Below are 25,584 nucleotides of genomic sequence, written 5' to 3'. Positions count from 1 at the left end.
TTCCCTATTTCTACGCCATCCCGGACGTAAAACGGGCGCCCACCTTTTATGGAATTGCTCCAAGCGTCCCGGCCCTTGCCGCGTGGTTTCCCCACCCTCCGTCATACTCGGGCTTGACCCGAGTATCCACGACGCACTCCACGTGCATGCTACCGTCTTACCCTAATCTCCAACCCTGATCACCGCCTTGATCAACCCGCTCTTCTCATGCGCCCAGCGCGCCAGATCTTGCGGCGTATCGGCCAGCGCCGTCCGGTGGGTAATCAGTTTATCCACCGGCACCAGCCCCTTGGCGATCGAATCGACCACATGCTCGAAATCGACGCGGGTGGCGTTGCGGCTGCCGATGACCATCATCTCGCGTTTGTGGAATTCCGGGTCGGAGAAGCGGATATCGTCCTTGACGACGCTGACCAGCACCAATGCGCCGCCATGGGCGACGAAGGAGAAGGCTTTTTCCATCGACTGGCCGTAACCGGTGGCGTCGAAGACGACGTCGAAACCGTCGCCATCGGTTTTTTCCCGCACAGCCTCTAAGGTTTTCTCACCGGCGACGATCCCGGAGGTAAAGCCGAAGCGCTCCGATGCCATCTGCAGTCGTTCGGCACTGGTATCGAGCAGCGTCACCTCGTGACCGGCAATGCGCGAGAAGATCGCCGCGCCGAGGCCGATCGGGCCGGCGCCGATGACGAGGGCGCGCGCGCCGGCGCCGGCCAGCGAGCGGCGCACCGCGTGGGCGCCGATCGCCAAAAATTCCGTTGTCGCCGCCGCCTCCAGGCTGAGGCCCTTGGCGGGATAGAGATTGCCTGCCGGAACAGAAATCTCCTCGCAGAAGGCACCGTCGGTATGGACGCCGAGCACCTTGATGTTGGTGCAGCAATTCGGCTTGCCCTGGCGGCAGGCGACACATTGGCCGCAGGAGAGATAGGGGTTGACGATAACAGGTGTGCCGGCCGCAAGCGTTACGCCGTCGCCGGCTGCGATGACCGTCGCCGAGATCTCGTGCCCCATCACCCGGGGATATTCGAGGAAAGGGTGTTTGCCCTCGAAGATATGATAATCCGTGCCGCAGATGCCGACATGGCTGACCGCCAGGCGCACCCAGCCGGGCGCCGGTGCGGCGGGAGATGGCCGCTCGACGATCTCGAGCACGCCGGGTTCGCGGCAAACAACTGCTTTCATGACAGATCTCGCATTCCTGGAAATTGAAGAAGCCGGCCTGTGCGACCGGCTTCTCTGAGTTTCTCAATTGCTCTTGCGGCGGCGCAGCTGGTCGAAGAAGACGATCACGATGATCAAGAGGCCGGTGATGATGCGCTGCCAGAAGGAGTTGACGTTCAGAAGGTTGGCGCCGTTGTTGATGGTGGCGAGGATGAAGGCGCCGATCAGCGGACCGTGCACCGAGCCGACCGCGCCGAACAGGCTGGTGCCGCCGATGACCGAGGAGGCGATCGCCTGCAGTTCCCAGCCGTCGGCCTGCGTCGCATTGCCGATGGCGATGCGCGAGGCGAGCAGCACGCCGACGAAGGCGGCAAAGCCGGCCGACAGGATATAGGCGAGGTAGATCATGCCCTTGACGTTGACGCCGGAAAGGCGGGCAGCTTCCGCATTCGAACCGACGGCGAAGAGATAACGGCCCCAGCGGCTGAGATGCAGGAAGACGAAGGATGGCACCGCCACCAGGATGACCATCCAGAACAGGCTCGGAATGCCGAGGAAATCGGCGCGGGCGAAATTGCTGAAACCCTCATCGGTGATGCTGATCGTCGAACCGTTGGTGATCAGCAGGCCAATGCCGCGCAGCGATGTCAGCGTTGCCAGCGTGATGATGAAGGGCGGCAGGCCCATATGGACAATGCCGAAACCGTGGAAGGCGCCGATCGCCACACCGATGGCGAGCGTCAGCACGATCGCTCCCCAGAGCGGCACCCCCGCCTGCAACAGCCAGGCGATGATGACGGTGCAAAAGCCGACGATCGCGCCGACCGACAGATCAATGCCGGCGGTGATGATGACGAAGGTCTGGCCGAGTGCGAGGATTGCCGTCATCGCGCCTTGGCGCAGCAGGTTGGAAATGTTGAGCGGCGTCCAGAAGCTGGCGGTGACGAAGCCGAGTACGATCCAGAGGAAGATCAGCAACCCGATCAGGGTCAGGCCGAACAGGATGTTCATCTTCCGGCGCGGCGGCGGCGCGACGATTTCGGTGGGGGTGGCAGTCATGAATTTTCTCCCTCTTAGAGAATTTTCGTTTTTCCGAATGACGGAAATTCTCTATCTCTTTGTTCTCACGCAATTTCCGAACGCAAAACCGCAGCGCACTTTTGCTGGAATTGCTTGTGCTCAGACGCCGATCGCTTCGCTGAGCACCTGTTCATGCGTCGCCGCGTGGAAATCATGGCTGGCGACGAGCTTGCCGCCGCGGAAGACGTGCAGCCGGTCGGCCAGTTCGTAGACTTCAGGCAGGTAGGAGGAAATCAGGATGATGCCCGCCCCCTCCTTCAGAAGCTTGGCGAACAGCCTGTAGATTTCCGCCTTGGTGCCGACGTCGACGCCGACGGTCGGCTCGTCGAAGATGAACAGTCTTGCGCCGTGGCTCAGCCACTTGCCGATGACGATCTTCTGCTGGTTGCCGCCCGACATGCTGGAGGCCGGCACGCGCCGGCTCGGCGTCTTGATGCTGAGATCGCGGATCTGCTTGTCGGCATTGGCCGCTTCGCGCGTATGACTGATCACCGGTCCTTGGCTAAGGCGCCCGAAGACCGGCAGGTTGATGTTGAGGCCGATCGGCAGGTTGAGGCAAAGCCCCTGGTCGCGCCGGCTTTCCGGCGCCAGCGCAATGCCGAGTTCCATCGCCGTGCGTTCGTTTCGGATATCGACGCGCTTGCCCATCCATTCGATGTCACCGGCGCTGATCGGCTGGCGTCCGTAGAGGCCGAGCGCGAATTCGCTGCGTCCGGCGCCGATCAGCCCGTAGAGCCCGACAATCTGCCCGGCTTTGACGCTGAGCGACACGTCCTCGAAGCCCGGACCCGAAAGCCCCTTGACCTCGACGATCGTCCCGCCGATCGCAATCTCTTCCTTGTGGTAGATCTGCTCGATCGAGCGGTTGATCATCAAAGCGATCAGCTCAGCATCGTTGGTCTCGCCGATCAGCCGCGTGCCGACATGCGTGCCGTCGCGCAGCACCGAGACACGGTCGGCCAGTTCGAAGACTTCCTCCATGCGGTGGCTGATATAGACGATGGTGACGCCTTCGCCTTGCAGCCGGCGGATCAGCTTGAACAGCTGTGCGGATTCCTGGCGCGTCAGATAGGCTGTCGGTTCGTCGAAAATCAGGAACTGGGTGCCGCGCATTGCCGCCCGCGCGGTTGCCACCAACTGCTGCTGGCCGATGGTCAGTGAGCTCAGAAGCGCGGCCGCCGGCAGGCCGAAGCCGAGATCGTCGAGCACGGCCTGCGCCATTTTCACCATCTGCTTCTTGCGCATCAGGCCGTAGCGGTTGACCTCGTCGCCGAGGAAGAGGTTGGCGGCGACCGTCAGGTGCCGGCAGAGCACGACTTCCTGGTGGACGGCGTTGATGCCGCGGGCGATCGCCTCGTTTGGGGTCGACAGTCCTACCGGATGGCCGCACCACAGGACCTCGCCGGCCGTGCGGGTAATGACGCCGGTGAGCAATTTGATCAGGGTGGATTTGCCGGCGCCGTTTTCGCCGACGATGGCGTGGATCTCTCCGGCCAGAAAGGTCAGCGTCGCCGGCTTCAGCGCCTGGACATGACCGTAATTCTTTTGCAGGCCCTTGAGTTCGAGGATAGGCGATCCGGTCGGGATGCGATTGGCTTCTTTCAGCGTGGCGCTGTCATCATGGCGATGACTGACCTCTTCCAGTCCGATCATGGACCTCTCCTCTTCTTGGTCGTCTCATTTCCACCCTGGCAAACCATAGCATGGATGGAAAAGGCCGCGCCGGTTTTTAGAAAGCCGGCGCGGCCCGTTCTTGTCGGATTACTTGATCTTCGGGTTCAGGAGCGCGTCGATCTTCGGATCGGCCATGTTCGCCTTGGTGACGAGGTTGGCGCCGGTATCGACATTTTCCGGAACCTTTTCGCCCTTGGAGACGGCAAGCGCGGTCTTCACGCCGTCATAGCCCATGCGATAGGGGTCCTGGACGACGAGGCCGGCAATGGCGCCGTCCTTGAGGAAGCCAACCGTCTTGTCGTCGCTGTCGAAGCCGATGACCTTGATCTTGTCGCCGAGCTTGTTTTCGGCGATCGCCTGGCCAACGCCCTGTGCCAGGATGAGGTTCGAGGCGAAGACGCCGACGAGCTTCGGATTGGCCGTGATCAGGTCGGTCATCATGTTGAGGCCGGTGGTTGCCTGGCCGTCACCGTATTTGTCGGCGATGACCTTGAGACCGGGATGCTTGGTCTTGATCTGATCCAGGAAGCCTTCGCGGCGCTGTTCCAGCGAGCCGACGCCGGGAAGATTGGTGAGGATGACGATTTCGCCTTCTTCCTTGCCCGTCATCTCCTTGATCGCGGCGGCAAGACCGTCGGCTGCGATGCGGCCGCCCTGGACGTTGTCCGTCGTCAGGAACGACTTGAATGCCTTGGAATCGGCACCTGAGTCGATGCCGATGATCGGTACCGACTTGGCGGCTTCATCGATCGGCTTGCCGAGCGCCTTGAATTCGGTCGGCGAGATGACGATGGCGGCCGGCTTGCCGGCAACGGCGTTCTCCAGAATGCTGATCTGGCCGTTGATGTCGGATTCGGCCTGGGCGCCGAGCTCCGGCACGTTGACGCCGAGATCCTTGCCGGCCTTGCGGGCGCCGGCCAGAACGATCTGCCAGTAGAAGGACGTCGTGTCCTTGACGATGATCGGGATCGTCACATCGGCGGCAAAGGACGTGACCGGCATCGCCGTGGCGATAACGGCAGCGCCGGCAAGCGCGGTAAAGGCGCGGCGCGACAGAAGGGATTTCATGATGGTCATAAGGGTTCTCCTCTCAAGATGCGTTCTCCTCCGAATAAATCGGCCGCTGAACGCAGGCGGACGATTTTTATCGATAAAAAACATTTGCAGGCAGAAGCTAGCTGAGGCGCAATCAAATTGCAAGAGCGCCGATCCGGCTTTTTTGCTTTGGTAAACTCCTGCCAAGCAACTGATTTCATTTCAATACAACGATAACCTAAAGTAGGTATCAGCCGAGATCGACCTCATGCGGATGCACGACGCCCTTTTTCAAAATCAGGTTGCCGTAGAGCCGGAATTCCGTCGTCGCGACGATATAGGCAGCCTTGCGGGCCATCGCGTAAAAGGCGAAGCGTTCGACCGGCACGATCGCAAAATCGCCGGCGCGCCTGGCAACGATCTGTTGGAACTCGGCGCACACCTCCGGCATGGCGTGCGGGTCGCCGACCACCTCCATCCGCCAGGCCGCTTCCGGCACGAAAGTGTCGAGCGGCATATGGGCGAGGATCGCTTCAGCCATCGCGGTGGCGCTGACGCCGTCGGCGCGGATGACCGGCGGGCCCATCGAGCCTGAGGGAAAATTCGCGTCCGAAATGACGATATCGTCGCCATGCCCCATCGTCTTCAGCGCATGGAGCAGGTCGGGGCCGAGCAGCGGATGAATACCCTTCAGCATAATGTCTCCTCAGACTCGGACCGCTTCGGCGCCGAGCGGCGGCGCGACCAGCGTATAGGGTTCGAATTCGGTATAGATCTCGTCGGCAAGCCGTGGTTCGACGATTTCCACGTTGCGCGTCAGGCTCGACGGTTTGGCCGTGCCGATCAGCACCGATGCGACGATCGGTTCGAGCAGCGGAAACTGCAGGGCGGGTGCTGCCAGCGGCACGCCGTGGCGCTTGGCGATCGCCTCCATGGCGCCGACCTTGGCAAGCACCTCGTCATCGGCCGGCATATAGTCGAAATGTGAACCGGGCACCGGGCCGGTGGCGAGAATGCCTGAGTTGAAGACGCCGCCGACGACCAGCGACGTGCCCTTCTGCCGGCAGAGCGGCAAAAGTTCGGCGACCGCCGAGCGGTCGAGCAGGGTGTAGCGGCCGGCCATCAGAATGCAGTCGAGATCGGCGTTGCGCATGACGTCGAGGCAGACGGGCACTTCGTTGACGCCGAGGCCGAAGGCGGAGATCGCGCCCGAGGATTTCAGTTCTTCCAGCGCCTTGATGCCGGAATCGAGCAGCTGCTTCTGGTAGACGGCATTCTTCGCCGCGCCATGCGTATAGACGCCGATATCGTGGACGTAGAGAATGTCGATGCGGTTGAGGCCGAGGCGTGCATAGCTGAACTCGACCGAGCGCATGATGCCGTCATAGGAATAGTCGTAATCGGCATCGAAGGACAGCGGATCGACATAGCTGTAATCGGGCACGGTTCCGGTCGGCACCGGCCTGAGCAGCCGGCCGACCTTGGTCGACAGCACGTATGAGCCATCAGGCTGGTCGCGCAGGAAATCGCCGACGCGGCGTTCGGCCAGGCCGAGCCCGTACCAGGGCGCCACGTCGAAATAGCGGATGCCGCTGTCCCAGGCCGCCTGCAGCGTGTCCATCGCCTGCTGGCGCGGGCAGGCGCGGTAGAGGCCGCCGAGCGCTGCGGCGCCGAAGCTGATTTCGGTCACCTCAAGCTTGGTCTTGCCGATCCGTCTCGTTTTCATCATGCCTCCTGGCGAAGAACGTGAAATTCTCTGGCCATTCCCGGAAACCGCGAAGCGGGCTTTCCGGGAATTGCGTAAAACAAAGGACTAGAGCGTAGCCCCCAGATGCCAGGGCACGAATTCATTGTCGCCATAGCCGAAGAGTTCGCTCTTGGTCTTCTTGCCGGAGGCCGTGTCGACGATCAGCTCGAAGATCTCGCGGCCCTTGCCGCTGATCGTCGCGTCACCGGTGGCGATCGTGCCGCAATCGATGTCCATATCCTCTTCCATCGAGGCATAGAGGGCCGAATTGCTGGAAAGCTTCAGCGACGGCGCCGGCCGGCAGCCGAAGCAGCTGCCGCGGCCTGTGGTAAAGGCGATCATGTTCGCCCCGCCGGCCACCTGGCCGGTTGCCGAGACCGGGTCGTAGCCTGGAGTGTCCATGAAGACGAGGCCGGGGGCGGTGACCCGCTCGGCATAACCATAAACCGCCGTCAGCGGCGAGCGGCCGCCCTTGGCGACGGCGCCGAGCGATTTTTCCAGAATGGTGGTGAGGCCGCCGCGTTTGTTGCCGGGTGAGGGGTTGTTGTCGAGCGAGGCGCCGTGCAGGGCGACATAATCCTCCCACCAGGCGATTTTCTCGTCGAGTTTCTTGGCCACCTCGTCGCTGACGGCGCGGCTGCGCAGCAGATGTTCGGCGCCATAGATTTCCGAGGTTTCCGACAGGATTGCCGTGCCGCCGGCGGCTGCCAGCAGATCAGCCGCGACACCCAGCGCCGGATTGGCGGTGATGCCGGAAAAGCCGTCCGAGCCGCCGCATTGCAAGCCGATGATGATCTCGCTGACCGACATCGGCACACGCTTTTCCCTGCCGACGTCGGCCGCGATTTCGCGCAGCATGCCCATGGCCCGCTCGACCGCGCGGCGCGATCCGCCGGCATCCTGAATGTTGAAATGCCGCTTGGAGGCACCCGCACCGCTCTGGCCGTAAAGCGTCAACTGGTTGACCTCGCAACCCAGGCCGATCATCAGCACGCCGCCGAAATTCACATGTCTTGTATAGCCGGCCAGCGTCCGGTGCAGCACGTTCATGCCGTCGCCGGTCGAGCTCATGCCGCAGCCCTGGTCATGCACGATCGGCACGAAGCCGTCGATGCCGTCATAATGCGGCAGGATTGTCCGGTTCGCCTCGTCGGCGATCGCCCGGCAGACCGTGGTGGAACAGTTCACGCTGGCGATGATGCCGATATAGTTGCGCGTTGCAGCCCGCCCGTCGGCGCGGCGATAGCCCATGAAGGTGCGCGCCTTGTCTTCGCTCGACGCTGTCTCCGGCGCCGAATTGGCGGTCGCAGCCAGCCGGTCGTTTTCGAAATGCAGATTGTGGCTGTGCACATGGTCGCCGGCCTTGACCTCCGCCGTCGTGCGGCCGATCGCCTGTCCGTATTTCACCACGGCGGCGCCGAGCGGAATATCGGTGATCGCCACCTTGTGGCCGGGGTCGATTTTTTCACGGGTTTCAATGCCGGCAACCGTCGAACCCGGCGCGATGGCCGCCGTTGCGACCGCGACATTGTCACCGGCCGACAGGATGATCCAAGGCAGTTTGTCCAAGTCTCTTCTCCCCAGAGCATGACACCGAAAAATCTAAGCGGTTTTCGGACGACATCATGCTCCAACTCTTGAATTCAGGAAACACTCGCTGCACCGGCGAATGCGCATTGATTTTGTTTTTTATCTACAATAAACATTTTCAAGTCAACGGGAATATTGATCCTGTGGACGAGGGAGGCAATGAGCCGCAGGCGACTGGAAATAAGCTAAAGGTCGTTTGAACAAGCCCCGGTCTGTTTGCCCTGCTATGCAGAGGCGATTGCGCACGAGGGCGGAAAGCGGGGGTCTGGTGGCAAGGCAGAATACGGTCTTCAAGGAAGCCTACAACAGGTATGCCGTGGCTCTGCGCACGGATACCGCACTGCCCTCTGAGCCGGAGATCGCCGCCCAGCTCGGCGTCAGCCGCTCCACCGCGCGCGCCATCCTGACCCGCCTCAGCGAGGAAGGCATCATCCGCTGGAACAAGCGCCAGAAGATCGTACTGCGCCAGCCCACAGACCGCGACCTCTTTCCCTCCGAAGAAACCGACTCCCTGCATGACATCATCGAGCGCAGCTTCATGCAGCGCATCCTTGCCGATGATGCCGCCCCCGGCATGCAGATCAACGAGCTGGAACTTGCCCGCGAGATCGGCACCGGCACGACAAGCGTGCGCGAGTTCCTGATCCGCTTTTCCCGCTTCGGCCTCATCGAGAAACGGCCGAACAGCCACTGGACGCTGAAAGGCTTCACCCGCGAATTCGCCCTCGAATTGGCCGATGTGCGCGAGATGTTCGAGCTGCATTCCGCTGCCGAATTCGGCCGGCTTGCCAGGGACAGCCAGGCCTGGACCGATCTCGCCGCCATCCGTGACGAACATCACGCCATGCTTGCCGACATCAACCAGCGCTTCAAGGATTTCTCCGTCCTCGACGAACGCTTCCACCTGTTGATCCACCGCGCCTCGAAGAACCGCTTCATCGCCGATTTCTACGACGCCATCGCCATCGTCTTCCACTATCACTACCAGTGGAACAAGACCGCCGCCCGCGAACGCAACGAGCGCGCCATCCACGAACATCTGGATTACATCGCAGCGCTCGAATCCGGCGACCAGGCCGCAATCGAGAAAGCCTGCCGCATCCACCTGCGCTCCGCCCGCCAGACCCTGCTGCAATCCCTGCCGCAGATGGCGACCGACAGTGGCTGAGCGTAAGCGAAAATCGACAAAGGGCGTGCCGTGCAGCCCCCTCATCCGACCCTTCGGGTCACCTTCTCCCCGCTGGGGAGAAGAGGGGAGAATGCCGCTTCGCCAACGATTCCATTGAATGGGGTGTCTTTGGACAGGCGCGTTCGTTTGGGCAGTGTCGGCGCATCTTGCTCCCTCTTCTCCCCAACGGGGAGAAGGTGGCCCGCAGGGGCGGATGAGGGGCCATACGGCACAACGCCAAACTTCGGCACGATGAAACCTTCTGATCCATAAGCCGTTATCGTGCTTATGAGCGGCGCAAAACTTAAACCGAAATCGGTCGACGACACCGAACCGCAGGGTTCCGAGACGACGGCCGAGGATAAGCCATCGACTGCCGAGGCCGTGCCGCCGCCAGATCTTCCACCTCCAGATGTCGTCGAACCCGGTCCGGAACTCACGCCCGAGGAGGCGGAGCAGGCGCGCAAGAAGTATCTGCTCAAGCGTTTCTGGATCAGCGCGCGCCATTACTGGGGCCGCGGCGGCGACAAGTTCGCCTGGCCGTGCACACTCGGGCTGCTGGCGCTGATCGGCATCAATGTCGGCTTCCAATATGGAATCAATCTGTGGAATCGGGGGATTTTCGATGCCATCGAGCGACATGATGCCGGCACCGTCTATTTTCTGAGCGCCGTCTTCGTGCCGCTGGTGCTCGGCACCGTCGCGGTCGTCACCACCCAGGTCGCGCTTCGCATGATGATCCAGCGCCGCTGGCGGTCCTGGCTGACGACCGCCGTCATCGGACGCTGGCTGGCAAACGGCCGCTATTATCAGCTGAACCTGATCGGCGGCGACCACAAGAACCCCGAAGCGCGTATTTCGGAGGATTTGCGGATTGCCACCGAAGCCCCTGTCGATTTCATCGCCGGGGTCATTTCCGCATTCCTGGCGGCCTCCACCTTCATTGTCGTGCTTTGGACGATCGGCGGGGCGTTGACGCTGCCGATCGCAGGCTTCACCGTCACCATTCCCGGCTTTCTCGTCGTCACCGCAGTCCTCTATGCCGCAATCACCTCCAGTTCGATGGCATTCATCGGCCGCCGTTTCGTCCAGGTCTCCGAGGCCAAAAATCAAACCGAAGCCGAATTTCGATATACGCTGACGCATGTGCGCGAAAACGGCGAGAGCATAGCCTTGCTCGGCGGCGAAGAGGAGGAGCGCAACGACCTCCACAAGACCTTCGCCAATGTGCTCGGGCAATGGGCGCTGCTTGCCCGCCAGCACATGCGCACGACGCTGGTGTCGCATGGATCCATGCTGATTGCCCCGGTCGTGCCGGTGTTGCTGTGCGCTCCAAAATTTCTCGAAGGCAGCATGACGCTCGGACAGGTCATGCAGGCAGCCTCAGCCTTCGCCATCGTCCAGGGCGCGTTCGGATGGCTGGTCGACAACTATCCCCGCCTTGCCGATTGGAACGCCTGCGCCCGCCGCATCGCGTCGCTGATGATGTCGCTCGACGGGCTGGAGCGGGCCGAACAGAGCGACGCGCTCGGCCGCATCAAGCGCGGCGAAACGGAAGGCGAGGCGATGCTCAGCCTGAACGATCTCTCCGTCTCGCTCGACGACGGCACCGCCGTGGTCACGGAAACCCGGGTGGCGATCGAACCCGGCGAGCGGGTGCTCGTCTCCGGAGAATCCGGTTCTGGCAAGAGCACGCTGGTGCGGGCCATCGCCGGTCTTTGGCCCTGGGGTGACGGCAGCGTCAATTTCCACGCCGACCGCCGCTTGTTCATGCTGCCGCAACGACCCTACATTCCTTCCGGGACGCTGCGCCGCGCAGTCGCTTATCCCGGCGCTGCCGATAGCTGGACGTCCGATGAGATCAAGGCGGCCCTCGACAAGGTGGGACTGGCTTACCTGAACGACAAGATCGAGGAAGACGCGCCATGGGACCAGACCCTGTCGGGCGGCGAAAAGCAGCGGCTCGCCTTTGCGCGCCTGCTGCTGCATACGCCGGATATCATCGTGCTCGATGAAGCGACCTCGGCACTCGACGAAAAGAGCCAGGATAAGATGATGCAGATGGTGATCCATGAATTGCCGGAGGTGACCATCATCAGCGTCGCGCATCGCGCCGAGCTCGAAGTCTTCCATAGCCGCAAGATCACCCTGGAACGGCGCGAGGGCGGCGCAAAGCTCGTCAGCGATATCGACCTCATCAAGCGCAAGAGAAAACGGAACTTGCTGTCACGCGTTCTAGAGAACCGTCGCTCCCCGCGAAAGGCCCGCACGGCCTCGAACAAGACGCGCAGCCCCTGAAGAGAACCTGGCTTTCGCTTGGTCGCGGTGCCCGGTGGGCCTTCGTTTTCTATTGCTCATTCTGGGGGAGGTTGTCGGTGATATCGTAGTAGTCGCCCTTATCAGCGACAAAGATATGCATTTTTAGTTTGGTTTCGGTCGGGCTATCAAATGCACCCATCGCGACAGCAATCCAGTCTCGATGCGGTGGATCCCAAAACAAAGATGATCCGCATATCGTGCAAAATCCACGCCTCACCTTTTCCGAGGATTGATACCAGGTGATATGTTTGTCTCCTTGGATCGTGATCTGACGTCGAGGTACGTCGGTTGAAGCGAAAAAGTGCCCGGATTGTTTTCGGCATTTGGAGCAGTGGCAGGCGTCTGGCGCTTGCAAACCGCCCTCGATCTCAAAAGTTACGGCGCCACACAAACAGGATCCTTGTGCATAAGCGTTCCTCTCATAAGTCCCATATTGCCTATAATTCTGTGCCCAGGATATGGCGGTTACCGCTCGCCCGCCGAAGCCTCCGCGCCGGCAATCCGATCCAGATTGTCGATCAGCCGCTTGAGCAGATCGACGAGCTGTGCCGCTTCCGCCTCCGTAAACCCTGCCAATGCCTCGCTGTTTCCCTGGAACAAGGCCGCAACAGCTTCCGGCATGCCTTCCCGCGCCGCCTTCGTCAGCACGATGTGGCTGCTGCGCCCGTCAGCCGGGTCGCGCGTCCGTTCGATCAAGCCGTCCCGCTCCATGCGGGCGAGCATTTGTGCCATCGGCGGTTGCTCGACCCTGGCAAAGCGGGCGAGGTCTCGCTGCGTGCTTGCCGTGCCATCTCCAAGCGCCACTAGCACCGGCAACTGGCCGACACCGAAGCCGAGCGGTTTGAGGCGCATCTCGCTCAGCCGAGCAAAGCCCCGCGCCGCAAGACTGATGAGATGCCCCGGTGTTGACAGCACGTCTTCGCCCATCTGCTTCCCCGTTCTCATGCGCTTGACCACAAGATATATATGTACGTATATATCTCCATGAGCGGTCTTCGACAATGCCGTTTCGACACCGAATGTTTCAATCACCATCGGGGAAGCGATATGCCGCAGAATGACATCGAAATGATCAAGCGCATCTATGCCAGCTTCAATGCGAGAGACATCGACGCGGTCCTTGCCGTCCTTTCTGATGATGTCACCTGGGCCAACGGCATGGAGGGCGGCCATATCCATGGCCGTGAGGCCGTGCGCGATTATTGGACTCGTCAGTGGGCTGTCATCAGTCCGCATGTCGAGCCGGTCGCATTCGAAAAAACCGAAGACGGCGCCCTTGCCGTCGAGGTGATCCAGTCGGTCTTCGACTTGGACAGCCGGCCGCTGCAGGGGCAAACCCACGGCCTGCGGGACAAGATCGTCACGCATGTCTTCCGCATCGAAGCAGATAAGATTATTCGCTTCGATATCCGGGATGGCGTGTCAGGCCCGGCTTGAGCGTCGAGAGCCGAATCGTTTAATGCGAGGTCGCCTCGCTTGCGACAGCCGCGCCCCCGCTTTTCCGGCCATGCGCGACCGGGATCAGCCAGGTGGTGACGAAGGTCAGCACCGCGACGACCACAACGCCCCAGAAGCTCCAATGCAGCGCCGCATTGAAGACGGCGCGGATCGCCGGGTCGGCGGCGAGCGCCGACAGCCCGGTCGGCTGGTTCAGCGCGGCATGCAGGCCGGCCGCCGCCTCGCCGCCCGCATAATGATTGATGCCGGCATTGAGGATGGCGCCCAGCACGGTGGCGCCGAGCGTATTGCCGAGGCTGCGGGAAAAGATGATCGACGAAGTGGCGCTGCCGCGCATCGACCATTCGACGCTGTCCTGCACCAGCACGATGCTGGTGAGGCTGATGAGACCCATGCCGAAGCCCATGAAGAAGGAGCCGGCGCCGGCAACGATCGGCGAACTGTCGGGGGTCAGGAACAACAGGAAACAGGCGCCGAAGGGAAACATCAGGCTGCCGACGCGCAAGGTGCGCTGGATGCCGAAGGCCCTGTAGAAACGGCCGGAGAGCATCACCGCCAAAGGCCAGCCGACGACGAGCATGGTGAGCGTGAAGCCGGCGACAAGAGGCGAGCGGCCGAGCACGCCTTGCACATAGAGCGGCAGGATTGTCGAAAGCCCGATCAGCGCCATGCCGGCCAGCAGCGTCGCCGCATTGCTGGTCGCGATCAGCCTTCGGCTCCACAGCGGGATCGAGATGATCGGCTCCGGCGCCCGCCTCTCCTGGGCCAGGAAAAGGATGCCCGAGACCACGAAGACGGCGAAAAGCGACAGCAGGATCCAGGCGCTGGCATCGGTTTCCGTCAGCATGACGAGAAGTGCCACGATCGAGATCGAAAACAGCACCGAGCCGAGGTAATCGATCTTTGCCTGCTTGTGCGCCACGTCCTCCTTCAGGAAGAGCATGAAGGCGATGATTGAGATGACGCCGATCGGCAGGTTGATCCAGAAGATCCAGGCCCAGGAGATATTGTCGACGATGATGCCGCCGGCCAGCGGCCCGACGACGGCCGATGTCGCCCAGACGGTCGCCATGAAGCCCTGGACGCGGCCGCGCTCCTCGAGCTTGAAGAGATCGCCGATGATCGTCGTCGTCACCGGCTGGATGGCCCCGGCGCCCAGCCCCTGCAGCAGCCGGAACAGCACCAGCGACATCATCGACCAGGCAAGCCCGCAGAGCAAAGAGCCGACCAGGAAGATCAGTATGCCGCCGATCAGCACCGGCTTGCGCCCAAAGATGTCGGAAAGCTTGCCGTAGATAACCGTGGTCGTCGACTGTGCCAGCAGGAAGGCTGAAAACACCCAGCTGTAATAGGAAAAGCCGCCGAGCTCCCCGACGATGCGCGGCATCGCGGTCGCCACGATCGTCGCCTCGATCGCCACCATGAAAGTGGCGAGCATGATGGTGGCGACGACAAGCACGCGGTTCGAGCGATGCGCTGCATTCGACATGACGATCCTCTTCGGGTGCTCCGCAGATGCCGGAAAACGGCAGGCTGGGCAGGGCGATCGCCGCTTGCGGAGGGATGTGGTACTATTACGTCCTGGAAACCGGCCGGTAAAGCAGTTCTCACGGCAACCGTTGTCTTATGCGGTTTGACGGCAGCGAAACGAAGGCCCGGCGCCCAGCCCCAGGCCCTTATCCAATCAGGCGGACATCCGCCCTATCCTCACTGCGGGCAGGCCTCGCCGCCCGAGCCGGTATCCCCGGAGCCGGCGGTGCAACCCGGCGTCGGCTTGAGATCAGGATTGACCCCGCCGGGATTGATCGTGCTGCGGTCGATGTTGAGTTCGACGCCGCCAGTGCCCGTGGCATTGCCGCTCGTGCTGCCGGTGGTGCCGGTATCGGTGCCGACGGAACCGCTGCCCGCCGAACCAGTGCCGCCGGATCCGGTGCCCGCCGAGCCTGAGCCGGAACTTGCCGAGCCGCCGATAACAGGCGCCACCGAAAGCCGCCCGCTGGAATTTGCACCACCAGCCGTCTGCGCCATGGTCGAGCCGGCAAGGCTGATGGAAAGGAGGGATATTGCGATGAGTTTGCAGGACATGATGTTCTCCATGCTCGTTTGTCTCAAGGGGAGAACCGGCTCGGCGGCGGCATTGTTCCGAGCGGAATTGGTCGCGCGGCCGCTTCACCTGCTCATCATGCAGCCCGTCATCCCTGGCTGATCAACGATGCCGCCCTCAGCAATCCGAGGCGCCGGCTAGGGGCGCTGATCGTGACCATCCCGACCGTCTATGCCTACCCGGCAGCTCAATGAATCTATAGCCTACGCAGGACAGTCATTCGCCCTGCAGCATTTTAAACTTTCGCGCCGCCTTAGGGCAAAGCATCGTGAACTGCTTGATCAGCGGCGGCATGCCTGAGGAGCACGACACATCTGCATCCTCCGGTAATGGGAAAGTGGCCCGCAGCGGTTCTCCGCCAGGAGGAACGAAGGACAGGGTGCCCTTGCGGCAATCGGCGGTGGAACGGTAAGTGTCTTTGCCATTTTCCTTCAGATACATCGCCACGCACTGCTCAACAGTCAGTTTCCCGCCATGTGCGACCGTCTCGTATCCCGGATCTCGCTCGCAATATTCCTGAAAGTTGGCCTGATTGACGTTCCCTTCCATAACCGCAGCGCGTGAATCGGTGCCGGTCCTGCTGACCAGCGTTCCGTCCCACCCAGCACATGAGGCAAGAGGGAAATCCTCGGCCTGTGCCGAGGACATAGCAAAGGTGAAAACTACCATACTCAAAAGCGATATCCGCATAAATCCTCCTAATTGCTGGCCTGCACGCGCTCGATCGACATCCAGCCGCTCATGCGAACTGAAGGGCAGCCCGACCGCGTTGAGAGAAGATGCCCACCACCTGTCGAAGCTTGCCTGCCGAGCGCCCAAACGTAGCTAAAGGTGGACGCAGGATATTAAAAGGGGCTTATAATGGAGGTTGTTAGCACGCGATTGAGGAAAAAATGGTGCCGCTTGCAGGACTCGAACCTGCGACCCCATCATTACGAATGATGTGCTCTACCACCTGAGCTAAAGCGGCATTTCACGGCCGAAGCATGCGGCCCGCGATTTGCATGGCGCTGATACAGCCATTGTCCGAAGATTTCAAGCGCTCTGTCATGGCTTTGGCAAAAAAGAGGGCAGGGTGTGGAAGACTGCCCTCAGAGTGCCAGCCGGGCGCGGGCGGCCTTATATTCGGCCTCCAGCCGGTCGACGAGTTTGGCAACCGGTTCGACGGCTTTGACAGCGCTGATGCCCTGGCCGCTGCCCCAGATGTCCTTCCAGGCCTTGGCGCCGCCGACCGCCTGCTCGAAATCCATCTTCGAGACATCGGCGGCGGGCAGGTTGTCCGGGTCCATGCCGGCAGCCACGATCGAGGGTTTCAGATAGTTGCCGTGCACGCCGGTGAAATAGTTGGAATAGACGATATCGCCGGCAGCGCCTTCGACGATCGCCTGCTTGTAGGCCTCGGTGGCGCGCGCCTCTTCAGTGGCGATGAAGGGCGAGCCGATATAGGCCATGTCGGCGCCCATCGCCTCTGCGGCGAGGATGGCGCCGCCGGTGGAAATCGCGCCGGCAAGCAGCAGCGGCCCGTCGAACCATTCGCGGATTTCCTGGATCAGCGCAAAGGGCGACAATGTGCCGGCATGGCCGCCGGCGCCGGCCGCCACCGCAATCAGCCCGTCGGCGCCCTTGCGGATTGCCGAATGGGCGTGGCGGTTGTTGATAATGTCGTGCAGCACGATGCCGCCATAGGAATGCACGGTGGCGTTGACCTCGGGCACGGCGCCGAGCGAGGAGATGACGATTGGTACCTTGTATTTGACGCAGAGCGACAGATCGTGCTCCAGACGCTTGTTCGACATATGGACGATCTGATTGACGGCAAAGGGGGCGGCCGGCCTGTCGGGATGGGCGGCGTCGTGGCGGGCGAGCTCTTCGGTGATCTCGGCCAGCCATTCGTCGAGCTGGCTCTCCGGCCGGGCGTTCAGCGCCGGAAACGCGCCGATGACACCCGCCTTGCATTGCGCCAGCGTCAGCTTGGGATGCGAGATGATGAACAGCGGCGAGCCGATGACCGGCAGTCTCAATTTATCCCTCAGGATCGGGGGCAGGGCCATGGTTCATGCATCCATTGACGTTTACGAAAACGTCAATCTCTTAACAGAGAAGAAAAGGCGATAAAAGAGCGGCTGCCACGCCTTCGTCGATTTCTGCCGGAATATATGCAGCCGACAGAGCCATTAGAATAAGGTCCGCAAGCGGTGAAACCTCGCGATTATCCCCGCCGATCCGCTGCAGCCGGGCCTGCAAGGCTTGCGGTTTGACGCGCTTGCCGCTACCGAATTTTGATGGAGAACGGCGGGGATTGCAGTCCGATGCCGGGTTCAAGGTGAAGGACTTGAAGTGAGCGGATTAGAAACGGCCATCAGAACAGCGCTCGATAATTCCGATCGCGACAATCCGGAGGTTCGAGCGAGGATCTATCAGTCGGCCCGCCAGGCGCTTGAAGCCGGCCTGCGCAAGCAGGATATTACCGATACCGAGGTGGTCGCCCATCATCGCCATCGCCTGGAAAGCACGATCCACGCCATCGAAAGCGAAGAGCGCGACCGCCTTCACCCGCGCCAGAGGCCGCCTGAGGTGCCGGTGCCGCCCGTCGTCGAAATGCCGGCGCCGCCGGTCCATCAAGCTGATGCGGGTGATATCGACAACCATATCGACAGCCCCGTGGCCACCGGCGAGACTCGTGCTCCCGAGGTAGTCCATAGCCGCGGCGACGATTTCAGCCTCGACAACGTGCGTGCCGGCAGTGCCGACCATCTCGCTGCCGCCCCCGTCGGCGAGGAGCGGCTTGCCCGCGGCCAGCGCGCCAACGACATGGATTTCCGCCCGGAGCGGGCGGCAGGCCGCCGCAAGCCGCGCAAGTTCTTTTCCAGGCTTCTCGTCTGGTGCGTCCTGCTCGCCTTCATCGGCATTGGCGCCTGGTGGGCGCATACGTCGGGCCTGCTTTTGACGGCCGCCGAGCGCGACACCAGCGTCGCCAATCCGCCGGCGAGCACCCAGCCGGAGGATTTCACCGGCAATGACGACAGCGCCGGCAATGCGGCCCCTCATACCGACGAGCCGGTGACCATCGATCCGCAGAACAGCTTTTCGGCCGATTGGATCCCCGTCTTCAAGCCCGATGACGCCGACAAGGTCCAGAGCGGCCCGCGGGCGCGCACCGAAAAGATCGCCGAGAATGACGGCCCCGCCGTCCGCCTGATTTCGCAAAGTGGTGCGGCCGACGGCAATATCTCGATCAGCGTTCCCGCCTCGGTGCTGCAGCAGCTTGCCGGCAAATCCTCGACCATCGCGCTGACGCTGCAATCCACAACCGACGAGCCGACGCAGGTCACCGTCGAATGCAATTTCCAGTCGCTCGGCAATTGCGCCCGCCATCGCTTCAACGTCACCCGCGAAAAGTCGGATGCGCTGCTGCAGGTGAAGTTCGACCGTTCACTGGCGCCGAATGCGCCGGGCACGCTGACGATCAACAGCGATCTCGACGGCAAGGCGCGCGGCATCAACCTCTTCGCCATCCGCATCCTGCCGGGGCAATGATCCCAGCCTCGGCAAAGCCGATGGCCCCAGCCTCGGCAAAGCCGGTGGCTCCGGCTCGCCGCCTACTTCAGGAAGCCAGGCCCTGAGCCGATGATCTGCTCGTCGACCGTGCCGAGCGCCTGTCTGTCCTTGCCGTCATAATCCATTCTGTTCAGCATGTGGCGGATGAGTTCGAGGCGCGTCCGCCGCTTGTCGTTGGCGCGGATCACAGTCCAAGGCGCGAAATCCGTATGGGTTTCCTTCAGCATCCGGTCGCGCTTTTCGCTGTAGTCGTCCCATTTCGTCAGTGCGGCGATATCCATCGACGACAGTTTCCAGACTTTCAGCGGATCGTGCCTGCGGTCGTGGAAGCGCTTCAGCTGCATTTCGCGGCCGATATCGAGATAGAATTTGAAGAAGAAGATGCCCTCATGGGCGATAATCTTTTCGAGCTGTGGTGCCTGCTTGAGAAAATCCTCGTATTGCTGCGGCGTGCAGAAGCCCATGACCGGCTCGACGCCGGCGCGGTTGTACCAGGAGCGGTCGAATAGCACGAATTCGCCTGCGGTCGGGAACTGCGCGACATAACGCTGGAAATACCATTGCCCCTGTTCGCGCTCGGTCGGCTTGGTCAGCGCCACGACGCGGGCAAGGCGGGGGTTCATATTCTCCGAGGAGGCCGAGATCGCGCCGCCTTTGCCGGCCGCATCCCGCCCTTCAAACAGCGCCATCACCCGCTTACCTGATGCCTGCAGCCAGAACTGTACCTTGACGAGTTCCACCTGCAGCTTTTCCAGCTGCTCGACATAGTCCTCTTCCTTCAGCTTCTTCTTGTGGGGAAAGTCGCCGGATTCCAGCGCGTGTTCATCCACCCAGTCCGGCAGGACGGGATCGTCGACATCGAAGGTGCGTTTCTTTCCGCGGATCTCCAGCTCCACGGCCCTGCTTTCGACGGTCTCGGCCATATGCTCCTCCTAAGCCCGATCGGTTCTTTCTCTCAGGCGAACATATTTACCGTTGGAAATCAAATCTTTCGCATTCGGCCGATAATTTTTCGCGGGTTTCGACTGCGGCCTTTCGCTTGAGACGCGGCAGCCGAAAACTTCTGTCATGAATTGCCGCTATCAGGCAGAGTTCAATACTAAGAAAAACGAATCGACGCCGCGAGGGCACTTGGAAGACGAAACTCCGTGGAGAAAGAGCCTGTTGGCGCGCATCCGGCGCGAGCGGCCAGTGCTGCTGGCGGCGATCCTCAGCGCGCTCGCCGCGCTTGCCGCCGGCATGAACAAGTGGGTTGTGCTTGGCCTCCTGCTTGTCATGATCGTCACCGCGCTTTTCAATGAGGCGCCCGTCATCAAGGACGAACCCGCCGAGCCCATTGAAATCAAGCCGCAGGTGCCGCCGAGCCGCCTGCCTGAGGTTTCCGCCACGCTCTCCGGCCTCGATATCCCGGTCATGGTGCTGTCGGACGACGCCTCGGTGCTCTTCCAGAATCGCGCTGCCGAAAAGGCCTTCGGCGAGGTGGCGCTCGGCGCCCATATATCGGGCCGCATGCGTTCGCCCGGCGTGCTCGACATGGTGCGCGAAACCATCGCCACCAACGCGCCGAACCAGATCGAGCATGCCGAGCGGCTGCCCTCCGAGCGAGTCTATATCGTGCGCAGCGCCCCCGTCGAATTCGCGGCCGACGGCGGGCCGCATGAGCGGTATTTCATCCTTTCCTTCCGCGATATTTCGGAGGTCCGCCGCATTGACCGCATGCGGTCAGATTTCGTCGCCAATGCCAGCCATGAGCTGCGCACGCCGCTTGCTTCGCTGCGCGGTTTCATCGAGACCATCCAGGGGCCAGCGAAGAACGATCTGAAGGCGCAGGCGCGTTTTCTCGCCATCATGTTCGATCAGACGACGCGCATGAGCAGGCTGGTCGACGACCTGCTGTCGCTGTCGCGCCTCGAGCTGAAATCGCACATCGCGCCGGATGAAAAGATCGACCTGGTGCCGCTGCTCGGCCATGTCAGAGATGCGCTGGTGCCGCTGGCAAGCGATGTCGGCGTCGACATCAACCTGCATCTGCCCGACGGCAAGGTCGAGGTGCTGGGAGACCGCGACGAGCTCGTCCAGGTCTTCGAGAACCTGATAGAAAATGCCTGCAAATACGGCCAGGAGGGCAAGACCGTTGACGTCTGGCTGAAGAACGGCGCCGGCCAGCCTGTCGAGGTCAGCATCGTCGACCAGGGCCCGGGCATCCCGGCCGAACATGTGCCGCGCCTGACCGAGCGCTTCTATCGCGTCAGCATCGAGGACAGCCGATCGAAAAAAGGCACCGGCCTCGGCCTTGCCATCGTCAAGCACATCCTCACCCGCCACAGGGCGCGGCTGATCGTCAAGTCCGAGGTCGGCAAGGGCACCGATTTTACGGTCCGCTTTTAATGCGCATTGCCTGTCCGCGGTGCCTTCTACCCGGCTCGCCATAATGATGCTGAGGTAGATTTTGCAACACAAAGTGGAGTGGCGCTCAAAGTTCATGGCGTTGTTGACGCATGTGTTCGGACCATTTTAAAATTTATATTTTATATCAAATACTTAACCTGTCACAAATGTTTCACGCCTTTGACATAAAAGGACGGTGCTTACAGCGCTAAGAGAGTCTCGCCGATGAAAAAAGGCACTGCGAGGGCCTCTCTGAAGGCCGCACACACACAAGCCCAATGCCGGGAGATTTCTAATGAACACCTTCAAGCTCACCGTTGCCGCGCTCGCTGCAACCGCCGCTTTCGCTGGCGCTGCCGTCGCCCGCGACCAGATTCAGGTTGCTGGTTCGTCCACCGTCCTGCCTTACGCAAAGATCGTTGCCGAGTCCTTCGGCGAAACCTTCACCAACTTCAAGACGCCGGTCGTTGAATCCGGCGGCACGGGCGCTGGTTTGAAGGAATTCTGCAAGGGCGTTGGCGAAGACACCATCGACATTGCAAACGCTTCGCGTCCGATCAACAAGAACGAAGCCGAAGCCTGCAAGGCTGCCGGCGTGACGGACATTCAGGAAGTCAAGATCGGTTATGACGGCATCGTCTTCGCAACCGACTCGTCCAACCCGGATGTCGCCTACGTTCCCGCAGACATCTACAAGGCCCTCGCAGCCCAGGTCGTCGTCGACGGCAAGCTCGTCGCCAACCCCTACAAGAAGTGGTCGGACGTCAACCCGAAGCTTCCGGCTGTTGATATCGCTGCCTATATCCCGGGCGAAAAGCACGGCACCCGCGAAGTCTTCGAACAGAACGTCCTCGCTGCCGGCTGCAAGGCCTCTGGCGCACTCGACGTGATCGCCAAGGAAATCGCCGACAAGGCCGCTCAGACGAAGGCCTGCGTCGCAGTCCGCAAGGACGGCGCTGCTGTCGACATTGACGGCGACTATCCGGAAACGCTCGCCCGCATCGCCGCCAACAAGACCGGCGTCGGCGTATTCGGCCTTTCCTTCTATGAAAACAATGCTGACAAGCTCAAGGTTGCCAGCATGAGCGGTATCGTTCCCTCCACGGAAACGATCGCCAACGGCACCTACCCGGTTTCCCGCCCGCTGTTCTTCTACGTCAAGAAGGCACATCTCGGCGCCGTTCCGGGCCTGAAGGAATACGTCAACTTCTTCGTATCCGACCAGATGATCGGCCCCGACAGCCCGCTCGTCGAATACGGCCTGGTTGCCGCTCCGGATGCCGAGCGTGACGCGATCCGCAAGGACGTCGAAGCCGGTAAATCTATGTGATGACTTTGCCGGCGCGGCGCTGCAAAGCCCGCGCCGGCATTGCCTTTTCCCTTTGCGCGCCGGCGTTTCCGGTGCTGCAGGGTTGAATTCATTCCGCATGATTGGAAGCTGAAGGCAGGCTGATGAGGCTGCCGGGCTTTGGGGGCTACGGGCCTGGGGACGTAACGAATGAGCACATCCATCATACTTTTGTGCCTTGTGGTGATCGGCGCCGCCGCCTATCTGGTCGCGCGCAGCCGGGCCTCAGCACTTGCCGGAGGCAGATCCTCCGCATTGCATTCACGGCCGGCCTATTACGGCGCCTATGCGGCGATCTGGGCGGTTCTTCCCGCCCTCATCGTGCTTTGCGTCTGGCTTTCTGTCAGCCCCGGCATCATCCAGACCTCGGTTCGCAGTGGCTTCCCTGCCGACGTCAAGGCGCAAGCCGCCGTCGAGCAGGATCTCGGCTATTCGATGGTGGCAACCGTTGCCCGCGGCCTGACGATGCTGAGCGCGGACGAAGCCGCAGCGGTCGCCGGCGATCCGGCCGCCCTGCAGGCCAAGCTCAGCGAGAAGGGCGTGCCGCTTGCCGGCCAGCCGCAGCCTTACATGCTCGACGCCGCCAAAAAGCTCAACACCATGAGCATGACCAGCCGCCTCGCCATGACGGCGGTGGTCTTTGCTCTCGCCGTTGCCGGCGCCTTCTATGCGCTGCGCGCGATTGCGCCCCGCTTCCGCGCCCGCAACCGGGTCGAGCGCGTCATACTCTGGGGCCTGCTGCTCGCCTCTTCGATCGCCATCCTGACGACGATCGGCATCGTGCTTTCCATGCTGTCGGAAGCAGCACGCTTCTTTGCCGTCGTTCCTGCCGCCGACTTCTTCTTCGGCACCGTCTGGGATCCGCGTTTTGCCGGTGCCGGCAGCTCGTCCTTCGGCCAGTTCGGCCTCATCCCGCTGCTGCTCGGCACGCTTTATATCGGCCTGGTCGCCATGCTGGTCGCCGTTCCCGTCGGCCTCTTCGCCGCCATCTACATGGCCGAATACGCCTCGCCGAAGCTGCGCGGGGTCGCAAAGCCGCTGCTCGAAGTGCTCGCCGGCATTCCGACGATCGTCTACGGCTTCTTCGCCCTTGTCACCGTCGGCCCGTTCCTGCGCGATTTCTCCGCTCAGATCAGCGGCCTGCTCTCCGGCAGCTACACCAACTTCATCCAGGCGCAGAGCGTCCTGACCGCCGGCATCGTCATGGGCATCATGCTGATCCCCTATGTCTCCTCGCTGTCGGACGACATCATCACCGCCGTGCCGCGGGCGCTGCGTGACGGTTCGCTCGGTCTCGGCGCCACACGCTCCGAAACCATCAAGAAAGTGGTCTTGCCGGCCGCTCTGCCAGGCATCGTCGGCGCATTGCTGATGACGGCCTCGCGCGCCATCGGCGAAACCATGATCGTCGTGCTGGCCGCCGGTGTCGCCGCCCGCATCCAGATCAACCCCTTCGAGCCGATGACGACGGTGACCGTCAAGATCGTCAATCAGCTGACGGGTGACCTCGAATTCACCTCGCCGCAGACGCTGGTTGCCTTTGCCCTCGGCATCACCCTGTTCTGCATCACGCTTTGCCTCAACATCTATGCGCTCTACATCGTGCGCAAATACCGGGAGCAGTACGAATGACGGATATTGTTTCTCCCACAACAGGCGTCACCATCTCCAAGGCTCCGGCGCGCCGCGATATCGGCATCAAGCGCCGCTACGCCGCCGAGCGCCGGTTCCAGGCCTATGGCATCGCGGCCATCAGCTTCGGTCTCGTCTTCCTGTTCATCCTCCTGTGGACGGTGATCGGCAAAGGCTACACCGCCTTCCAGCAGACGGCGATCACCCTGCCGATCGAATTCTCCGAGAAGACGATCGACCCTAGCAACAAGCGTGCGACCGACCCTTCGGTGCTGGTTGCCGCCAATTATCCGGTTCTGCTGCGCGATGCGATCGTCAAGCACCTGAACATCAACGCCTCGAGCAAGCCTGACGTGCGCGATGCATCCGCCATGCTTTCCAAGGGTGCGCCGATCCAGCTGCGCGACATGGTCGTCGCCGACCCGTCGATCATCGGCAAGACCGTCAATGTCACCGTGCTCGCCGACGCCAACGTCGACAGCGCCAACAAGGGCCAGATCGACCTCTCGGTCGATGAGAAGAACCGCAAGGTCAACGACAAGCAGGTTGGCTGGATGAACGAGCTGAAGGCGAGCGGCGCTCTGCACAAGCAGTTCAACACCGGCCTCTTCGTCAACGGCAATTCCAGCCGTCCGGAGGCCGCGGGCCTTGGCGTTGCGCTCATCGGCTCGCTCTACCTGATGCTGATCGTGCTGGTGCTGGCTCTGCCGATCGGCGTTGCCGCCTCGATCTATCTCGAGGAGTTTGCGCCGAAGAACAGGCTGACGGATCTGATCGAGGTCAACATCAACAACCTCGCCGCGGTTCCCTCGATCGTCTATGGTCTGCTCGGCCTTTCCGTCTTCATCAACTTCGTCGGCCTGCCGCGTTCGGCCTCGCTGGTCGGCGGCCTGGTGCTGACGCTGATGACCCTGCCGACGATCATCATCGCGACGCGCGCCGCGCTGCGCGCCGTGCCGCCGTCGATCCGCGCCGCAGCGCTTGGCCTCGGGGCCTCGAAGATGCAGATGGTATTCCACCATGTTCTGCCGCTCGCCATGCCCGGCATCCTCACCGGCACGATCATCGGCCTGGCGCATGCGCTCGGCGAAACCGCGCCGCTGCTCTTGATCGGCATGGTCGCCTTCGTCGCCAACGCGCCGACGACACCGCTCGATCCCTCGACGGCTCTGCCGGTGCAGGTCTATATGTGGGCGAACGAGGCCGAACGTGCCTTCGTCGAGCGTACTTCGGGTGCCATCATCGTCCTGCTCCTGTTCCTGATCGTCATGAACATGGGCGCCATCCTCTTGCGTCGTCGCTTCGAGCGCCGCTGGTAAACG

Annotated in this window: 22 protein-coding genes and 1 tRNA gene; 8 read left to right on the top strand and 15 right to left on the bottom strand. The window is 61.9% G+C overall.

Translation table 11 applies throughout. The annotated features are described in order from the left end of the window. Positions 1-162: 162 nt before the first annotated feature. The 7 genes from FHX03_RS04820 to FHX03_RS04790 form a co-directional block, all read right to left on the bottom strand. Positions 163-1,182, bottom strand: coding sequence for a zinc-binding alcohol dehydrogenase family protein (locus FHX03_RS04820; RefSeq protein WP_183852770.1), 1,020 nt, complete (start codon positions 1,180-1,182; stop codon positions 163-165). Between the two features lie 63 nt (positions 1,183-1,245). Further along, positions 1,246-2,220 (bottom strand): ABC transporter permease, encoded by a 975-nt coding sequence (locus tag FHX03_RS04815; protein ID WP_097624751.1) that lies wholly within the window; start codon positions 2,218-2,220, stop codon positions 1,246-1,248. A gap of 120 nt (positions 2,221-2,340) precedes the next feature. Further along, positions 2,341-3,894, bottom strand: coding sequence for a sugar ABC transporter ATP-binding protein (locus FHX03_RS04810; protein WP_097624752.1), 1,554 nt, complete (start codon positions 3,892-3,894; stop codon positions 2,341-2,343). Positions 3,895-4,002: 108 nt separating this feature from the next. Then, the gene (locus FHX03_RS04805) at positions 4,003-4,992 is read right to left on the bottom strand and encodes an ABC transporter substrate-binding protein (protein WP_097624753.1); all 990 of its coding nucleotides are present in this window, start codon (positions 4,990-4,992) and stop codon (positions 4,003-4,005) included. Positions 4,993-5,200: 208 nt separating this feature from the next. Beyond that, entirely contained in the window at positions 5,201-5,647 is a 447-nt protein-coding gene (locus FHX03_RS04800; RefSeq protein ID WP_097624754.1) for an RbsD/FucU family protein, read from the bottom strand. 9 nt (positions 5,648-5,656) lie between these two features. After that, positions 5,657-6,676 carry an aldo/keto reductase gene (locus FHX03_RS04795; protein ID WP_183852769.1) on the bottom strand — a complete coding sequence of 340 codons (1,020 nt, stop codon included), beginning with the start codon at positions 6,674-6,676 and terminating at the stop codon, positions 5,657-5,659. An 87-nt stretch (positions 6,677-6,763) separates the two neighbouring features. Then, positions 6,764-8,266 (bottom strand): UxaA family hydrolase, encoded by a 1,503-nt coding sequence (locus FHX03_RS04790; RefSeq protein ID WP_183852768.1) that lies wholly within the window; start codon positions 8,264-8,266, stop codon positions 6,764-6,766. A gap of 289 nt (positions 8,267-8,555) precedes the next feature. Between FHX03_RS04790 and FHX03_RS04785 the strand changes: the two genes are divergently transcribed. Together FHX03_RS04785 and FHX03_RS04780 are read left to right on the top strand one after the other, a co-directional pair. Beyond that, positions 8,556-9,455 (top strand): GntR family transcriptional regulator, encoded by a 900-nt coding sequence (locus tag FHX03_RS04785; RefSeq protein WP_097624757.1) that lies wholly within the window; start codon positions 8,556-8,558, stop codon positions 9,453-9,455. A 288-nt stretch (positions 9,456-9,743) separates the two neighbouring features. Further along, complete coding sequence (locus FHX03_RS04780; RefSeq protein ID WP_183852767.1) at positions 9,744-11,753, top strand: ABC transporter ATP-binding protein/permease; 2,010 nt, start codon at positions 9,744-9,746, stop codon at positions 11,751-11,753. A 49-nt stretch (positions 11,754-11,802) separates the two neighbouring features. Here the strand turns inward: FHX03_RS04780 and FHX03_RS04775 are convergent, their stop codons facing one another. Next, positions 11,803-12,234: a GFA family protein gene (locus FHX03_RS04775; protein WP_183852962.1), complete on the bottom strand. Its 432-nt coding sequence runs from the start codon at positions 12,232-12,234 to the stop codon at positions 11,803-11,805. A gap of 5 nt (positions 12,235-12,239) precedes the next feature. Further along, positions 12,240-12,701, bottom strand: a complete 462-nt coding sequence (locus FHX03_RS04770; protein WP_097624760.1) for a MarR family winged helix-turn-helix transcriptional regulator — start codon at positions 12,699-12,701, stop codon at positions 12,240-12,242. Between the two features lie 120 nt (positions 12,702-12,821). Between FHX03_RS04770 and FHX03_RS04765 the strand changes: the two genes are divergently transcribed. Further along, positions 12,822-13,211, top strand: coding sequence for a nuclear transport factor 2 family protein (locus tag FHX03_RS04765; protein ID WP_097624761.1), 390 nt, complete (start codon positions 12,822-12,824; stop codon positions 13,209-13,211). Between the two features lie 19 nt (positions 13,212-13,230). Here the strand turns inward: FHX03_RS04765 and FHX03_RS04760 are convergent, their stop codons facing one another. The 5 genes from FHX03_RS04760 to FHX03_RS04740 form a co-directional block, all read right to left on the bottom strand. Next, positions 13,231-14,721 carry an MDR family MFS transporter gene (locus tag FHX03_RS04760; protein ID WP_097624762.1) on the bottom strand — a complete coding sequence of 497 codons (1,491 nt, stop codon included), beginning with the start codon at positions 14,719-14,721 and terminating at the stop codon, positions 13,231-13,233. A gap of 218 nt (positions 14,722-14,939) precedes the next feature. Continuing rightward, a complete protein-coding gene (locus FHX03_RS04755; protein ID WP_183852766.1) occupies positions 14,940-15,317 on the bottom strand; it encodes a hypothetical protein in 378 nt (125 codons plus the stop codon). 235 nt (positions 15,318-15,552) lie between these two features. Continuing rightward, positions 15,553-16,026 (bottom strand): hypothetical protein, encoded by a 474-nt coding sequence (locus FHX03_RS04750; RefSeq protein ID WP_183779273.1) that lies wholly within the window; start codon positions 16,024-16,026, stop codon positions 15,553-15,555. 204 nt (positions 16,027-16,230) lie between these two features. After that, positions 16,231-16,306 (bottom strand) — tRNA-Thr (locus FHX03_RS04745). 121 nt (positions 16,307-16,427) lie between these two features. After that, positions 16,428-17,387, bottom strand: a complete 960-nt coding sequence (locus tag FHX03_RS04740) for an NAD(P)H-dependent flavin oxidoreductase (protein WP_183852765.1) — start codon at positions 17,385-17,387, stop codon at positions 16,428-16,430. 286 nt (positions 17,388-17,673) lie between these two features. On the opposite strand from FHX03_RS04740, the gene FHX03_RS04735 reads away from it, so the two are divergent. Beyond that, on the top strand, positions 17,674-18,873 hold the full coding sequence (locus FHX03_RS04735) for a regulator (protein ID WP_183852764.1): 1,200 nt from the start codon (positions 17,674-17,676) through the stop codon (positions 18,871-18,873). Between the two features lie 62 nt (positions 18,874-18,935). On the opposite strand, the gene ppk2 is transcribed toward FHX03_RS04735, so the two are convergent. Then, on the bottom strand, positions 18,936-19,817 hold the full coding sequence (gene ppk2, locus FHX03_RS04730; RefSeq protein ID WP_097624767.1) for a polyphosphate kinase 2: 882 nt from the start codon (positions 19,815-19,817) through the stop codon (positions 18,936-18,938). Positions 19,818-20,058: 241 nt separating this feature from the next. Here ppk2 and phoR point away from each other — a divergent pair, with 241 nt between their 5' ends. The 4 genes from phoR (at position 20,059) to pstA (ending at position 25,581) form a co-directional block, all read left to right on the top strand. Then, complete coding sequence (gene phoR, locus FHX03_RS04725) at positions 20,059-21,282, top strand: phosphate regulon sensor histidine kinase PhoR (protein WP_183852763.1); 1,224 nt, start codon at positions 20,059-20,061, stop codon at positions 21,280-21,282. Between the two features lie 295 nt (positions 21,283-21,577). After that, positions 21,578-22,612: a substrate-binding domain-containing protein gene (locus FHX03_RS04720; protein ID WP_097624769.1), complete on the top strand. Its 1,035-nt coding sequence runs from the start codon at positions 21,578-21,580 to the stop codon at positions 22,610-22,612. A gap of 168 nt (positions 22,613-22,780) precedes the next feature. Continuing rightward, complete coding sequence (pstC, locus tag FHX03_RS04715; protein WP_183852761.1) at positions 22,781-24,262, top strand: phosphate ABC transporter permease subunit PstC; 1,482 nt, start codon at positions 22,781-22,783, stop codon at positions 24,260-24,262. Next, positions 24,259-25,581 (top strand): phosphate ABC transporter permease PstA, encoded by a 1,323-nt coding sequence (pstA, locus tag FHX03_RS04710; RefSeq protein ID WP_183852759.1) that lies wholly within the window; start codon positions 24,259-24,261, stop codon positions 25,579-25,581. Before pstC ends, pstA begins: the two co-directional genes overlap by 4 nt. Positions 25,582-25,584: the final 3 nt, after the last annotated feature.

The organism is Rhizobium sp. BK456, assembly GCF_014194045.1.
Taxonomy (GTDB): Bacteria; Pseudomonadota; Alphaproteobacteria; order Rhizobiales; family Rhizobiaceae; genus Rhizobium; species Rhizobium redzepovicii.
Note: the sequence above shows the minus strand (reverse complement) of the source record. Positions and strands in the feature narration are given on the sequence as shown.

Bases quoted from the DNA above. Each gene is read 5' to 3' on its own strand.
- FHX03_RS04820 (WP_183852770.1), bottom strand. From the start codon at position 1,182: ATGAAAGCAGTTGTTTGCCGCGAACCCGGCGTGCTCGAGATCGTCGAG.
- FHX03_RS04815 (WP_097624751.1), bottom strand. From the start codon at position 2,220: ATGACTGCCACCCCCACCGAAATCGTCGCGCCGCCGCCGCGCCGGAAG.
- FHX03_RS04810 (WP_097624752.1), bottom strand. From the start codon at position 3,894: ATGATCGGACTGGAAGAGGTCAGTCATCGCCATGATGACAGCGCCACG.
- FHX03_RS04805 (WP_097624753.1), bottom strand. From the start codon at position 4,992: ATGACCATCATGAAATCCCTTCTGTCGCGCCGCGCCTTTACCGCGCTT.
- FHX03_RS04800 (WP_097624754.1), bottom strand. From the start codon at position 5,647: ATGCTGAAGGGTATTCATCCGCTGCTCGGCCCCGACCTGCTCCATGCG.
- FHX03_RS04795 (WP_183852769.1), bottom strand. From the start codon at position 6,676: ATGAAAACGAGACGGATCGGCAAGACCAAGCTTGAGGTGACCGAAATC.
- FHX03_RS04780 (WP_183852767.1), top strand. From the start codon at position 9,744: ATGAGCGGCGCAAAACTTAAACCGAAATCGGTCGACGACACCGAACCG.
- FHX03_RS04770 (WP_097624760.1), bottom strand. From the start codon at position 12,701: ATGGGCGAAGACGTGCTGTCAACACCGGGGCATCTCATCAGTCTTGCG.
- FHX03_RS04765 (WP_097624761.1), top strand. From the start codon at position 12,822: ATGCCGCAGAATGACATCGAAATGATCAAGCGCATCTATGCCAGCTTC.
- FHX03_RS04760 (WP_097624762.1), bottom strand. From the start codon at position 14,721: ATGTCGAATGCAGCGCATCGCTCGAACCGCGTGCTTGTCGTCGCCACC.
- FHX03_RS04755 (WP_183852766.1), bottom strand. From the start codon at position 15,317: ATGTCCTGCAAACTCATCGCAATATCCCTCCTTTCCATCAGCCTTGCC.
- FHX03_RS04750 (WP_183779273.1), bottom strand. From the start codon at position 16,026: ATGCGGATATCGCTTTTGAGTATGGTAGTTTTCACCTTTGCTATGTCC.
- FHX03_RS04740 (WP_183852765.1), bottom strand. From the start codon at position 17,387: ATGGCCCTGCCCCCGATCCTGAGGGATAAATTGAGACTGCCGGTCATC.
- ppk2 (WP_097624767.1), bottom strand. From the start codon at position 19,817: ATGGCCGAGACCGTCGAAAGCAGGGCCGTGGAGCTGGAGATCCGCGGA.
- FHX03_RS04720 (WP_097624769.1), top strand. From the start codon at position 21,578: ATGAACACCTTCAAGCTCACCGTTGCCGCGCTCGCTGCAACCGCCGCT.
- pstC (WP_183852761.1), top strand. From the start codon at position 22,781: ATGAGCACATCCATCATACTTTTGTGCCTTGTGGTGATCGGCGCCGCC.
- pstA (WP_183852759.1), top strand. From the start codon at position 24,259: ATGACGGATATTGTTTCTCCCACAACAGGCGTCACCATCTCCAAGGCT.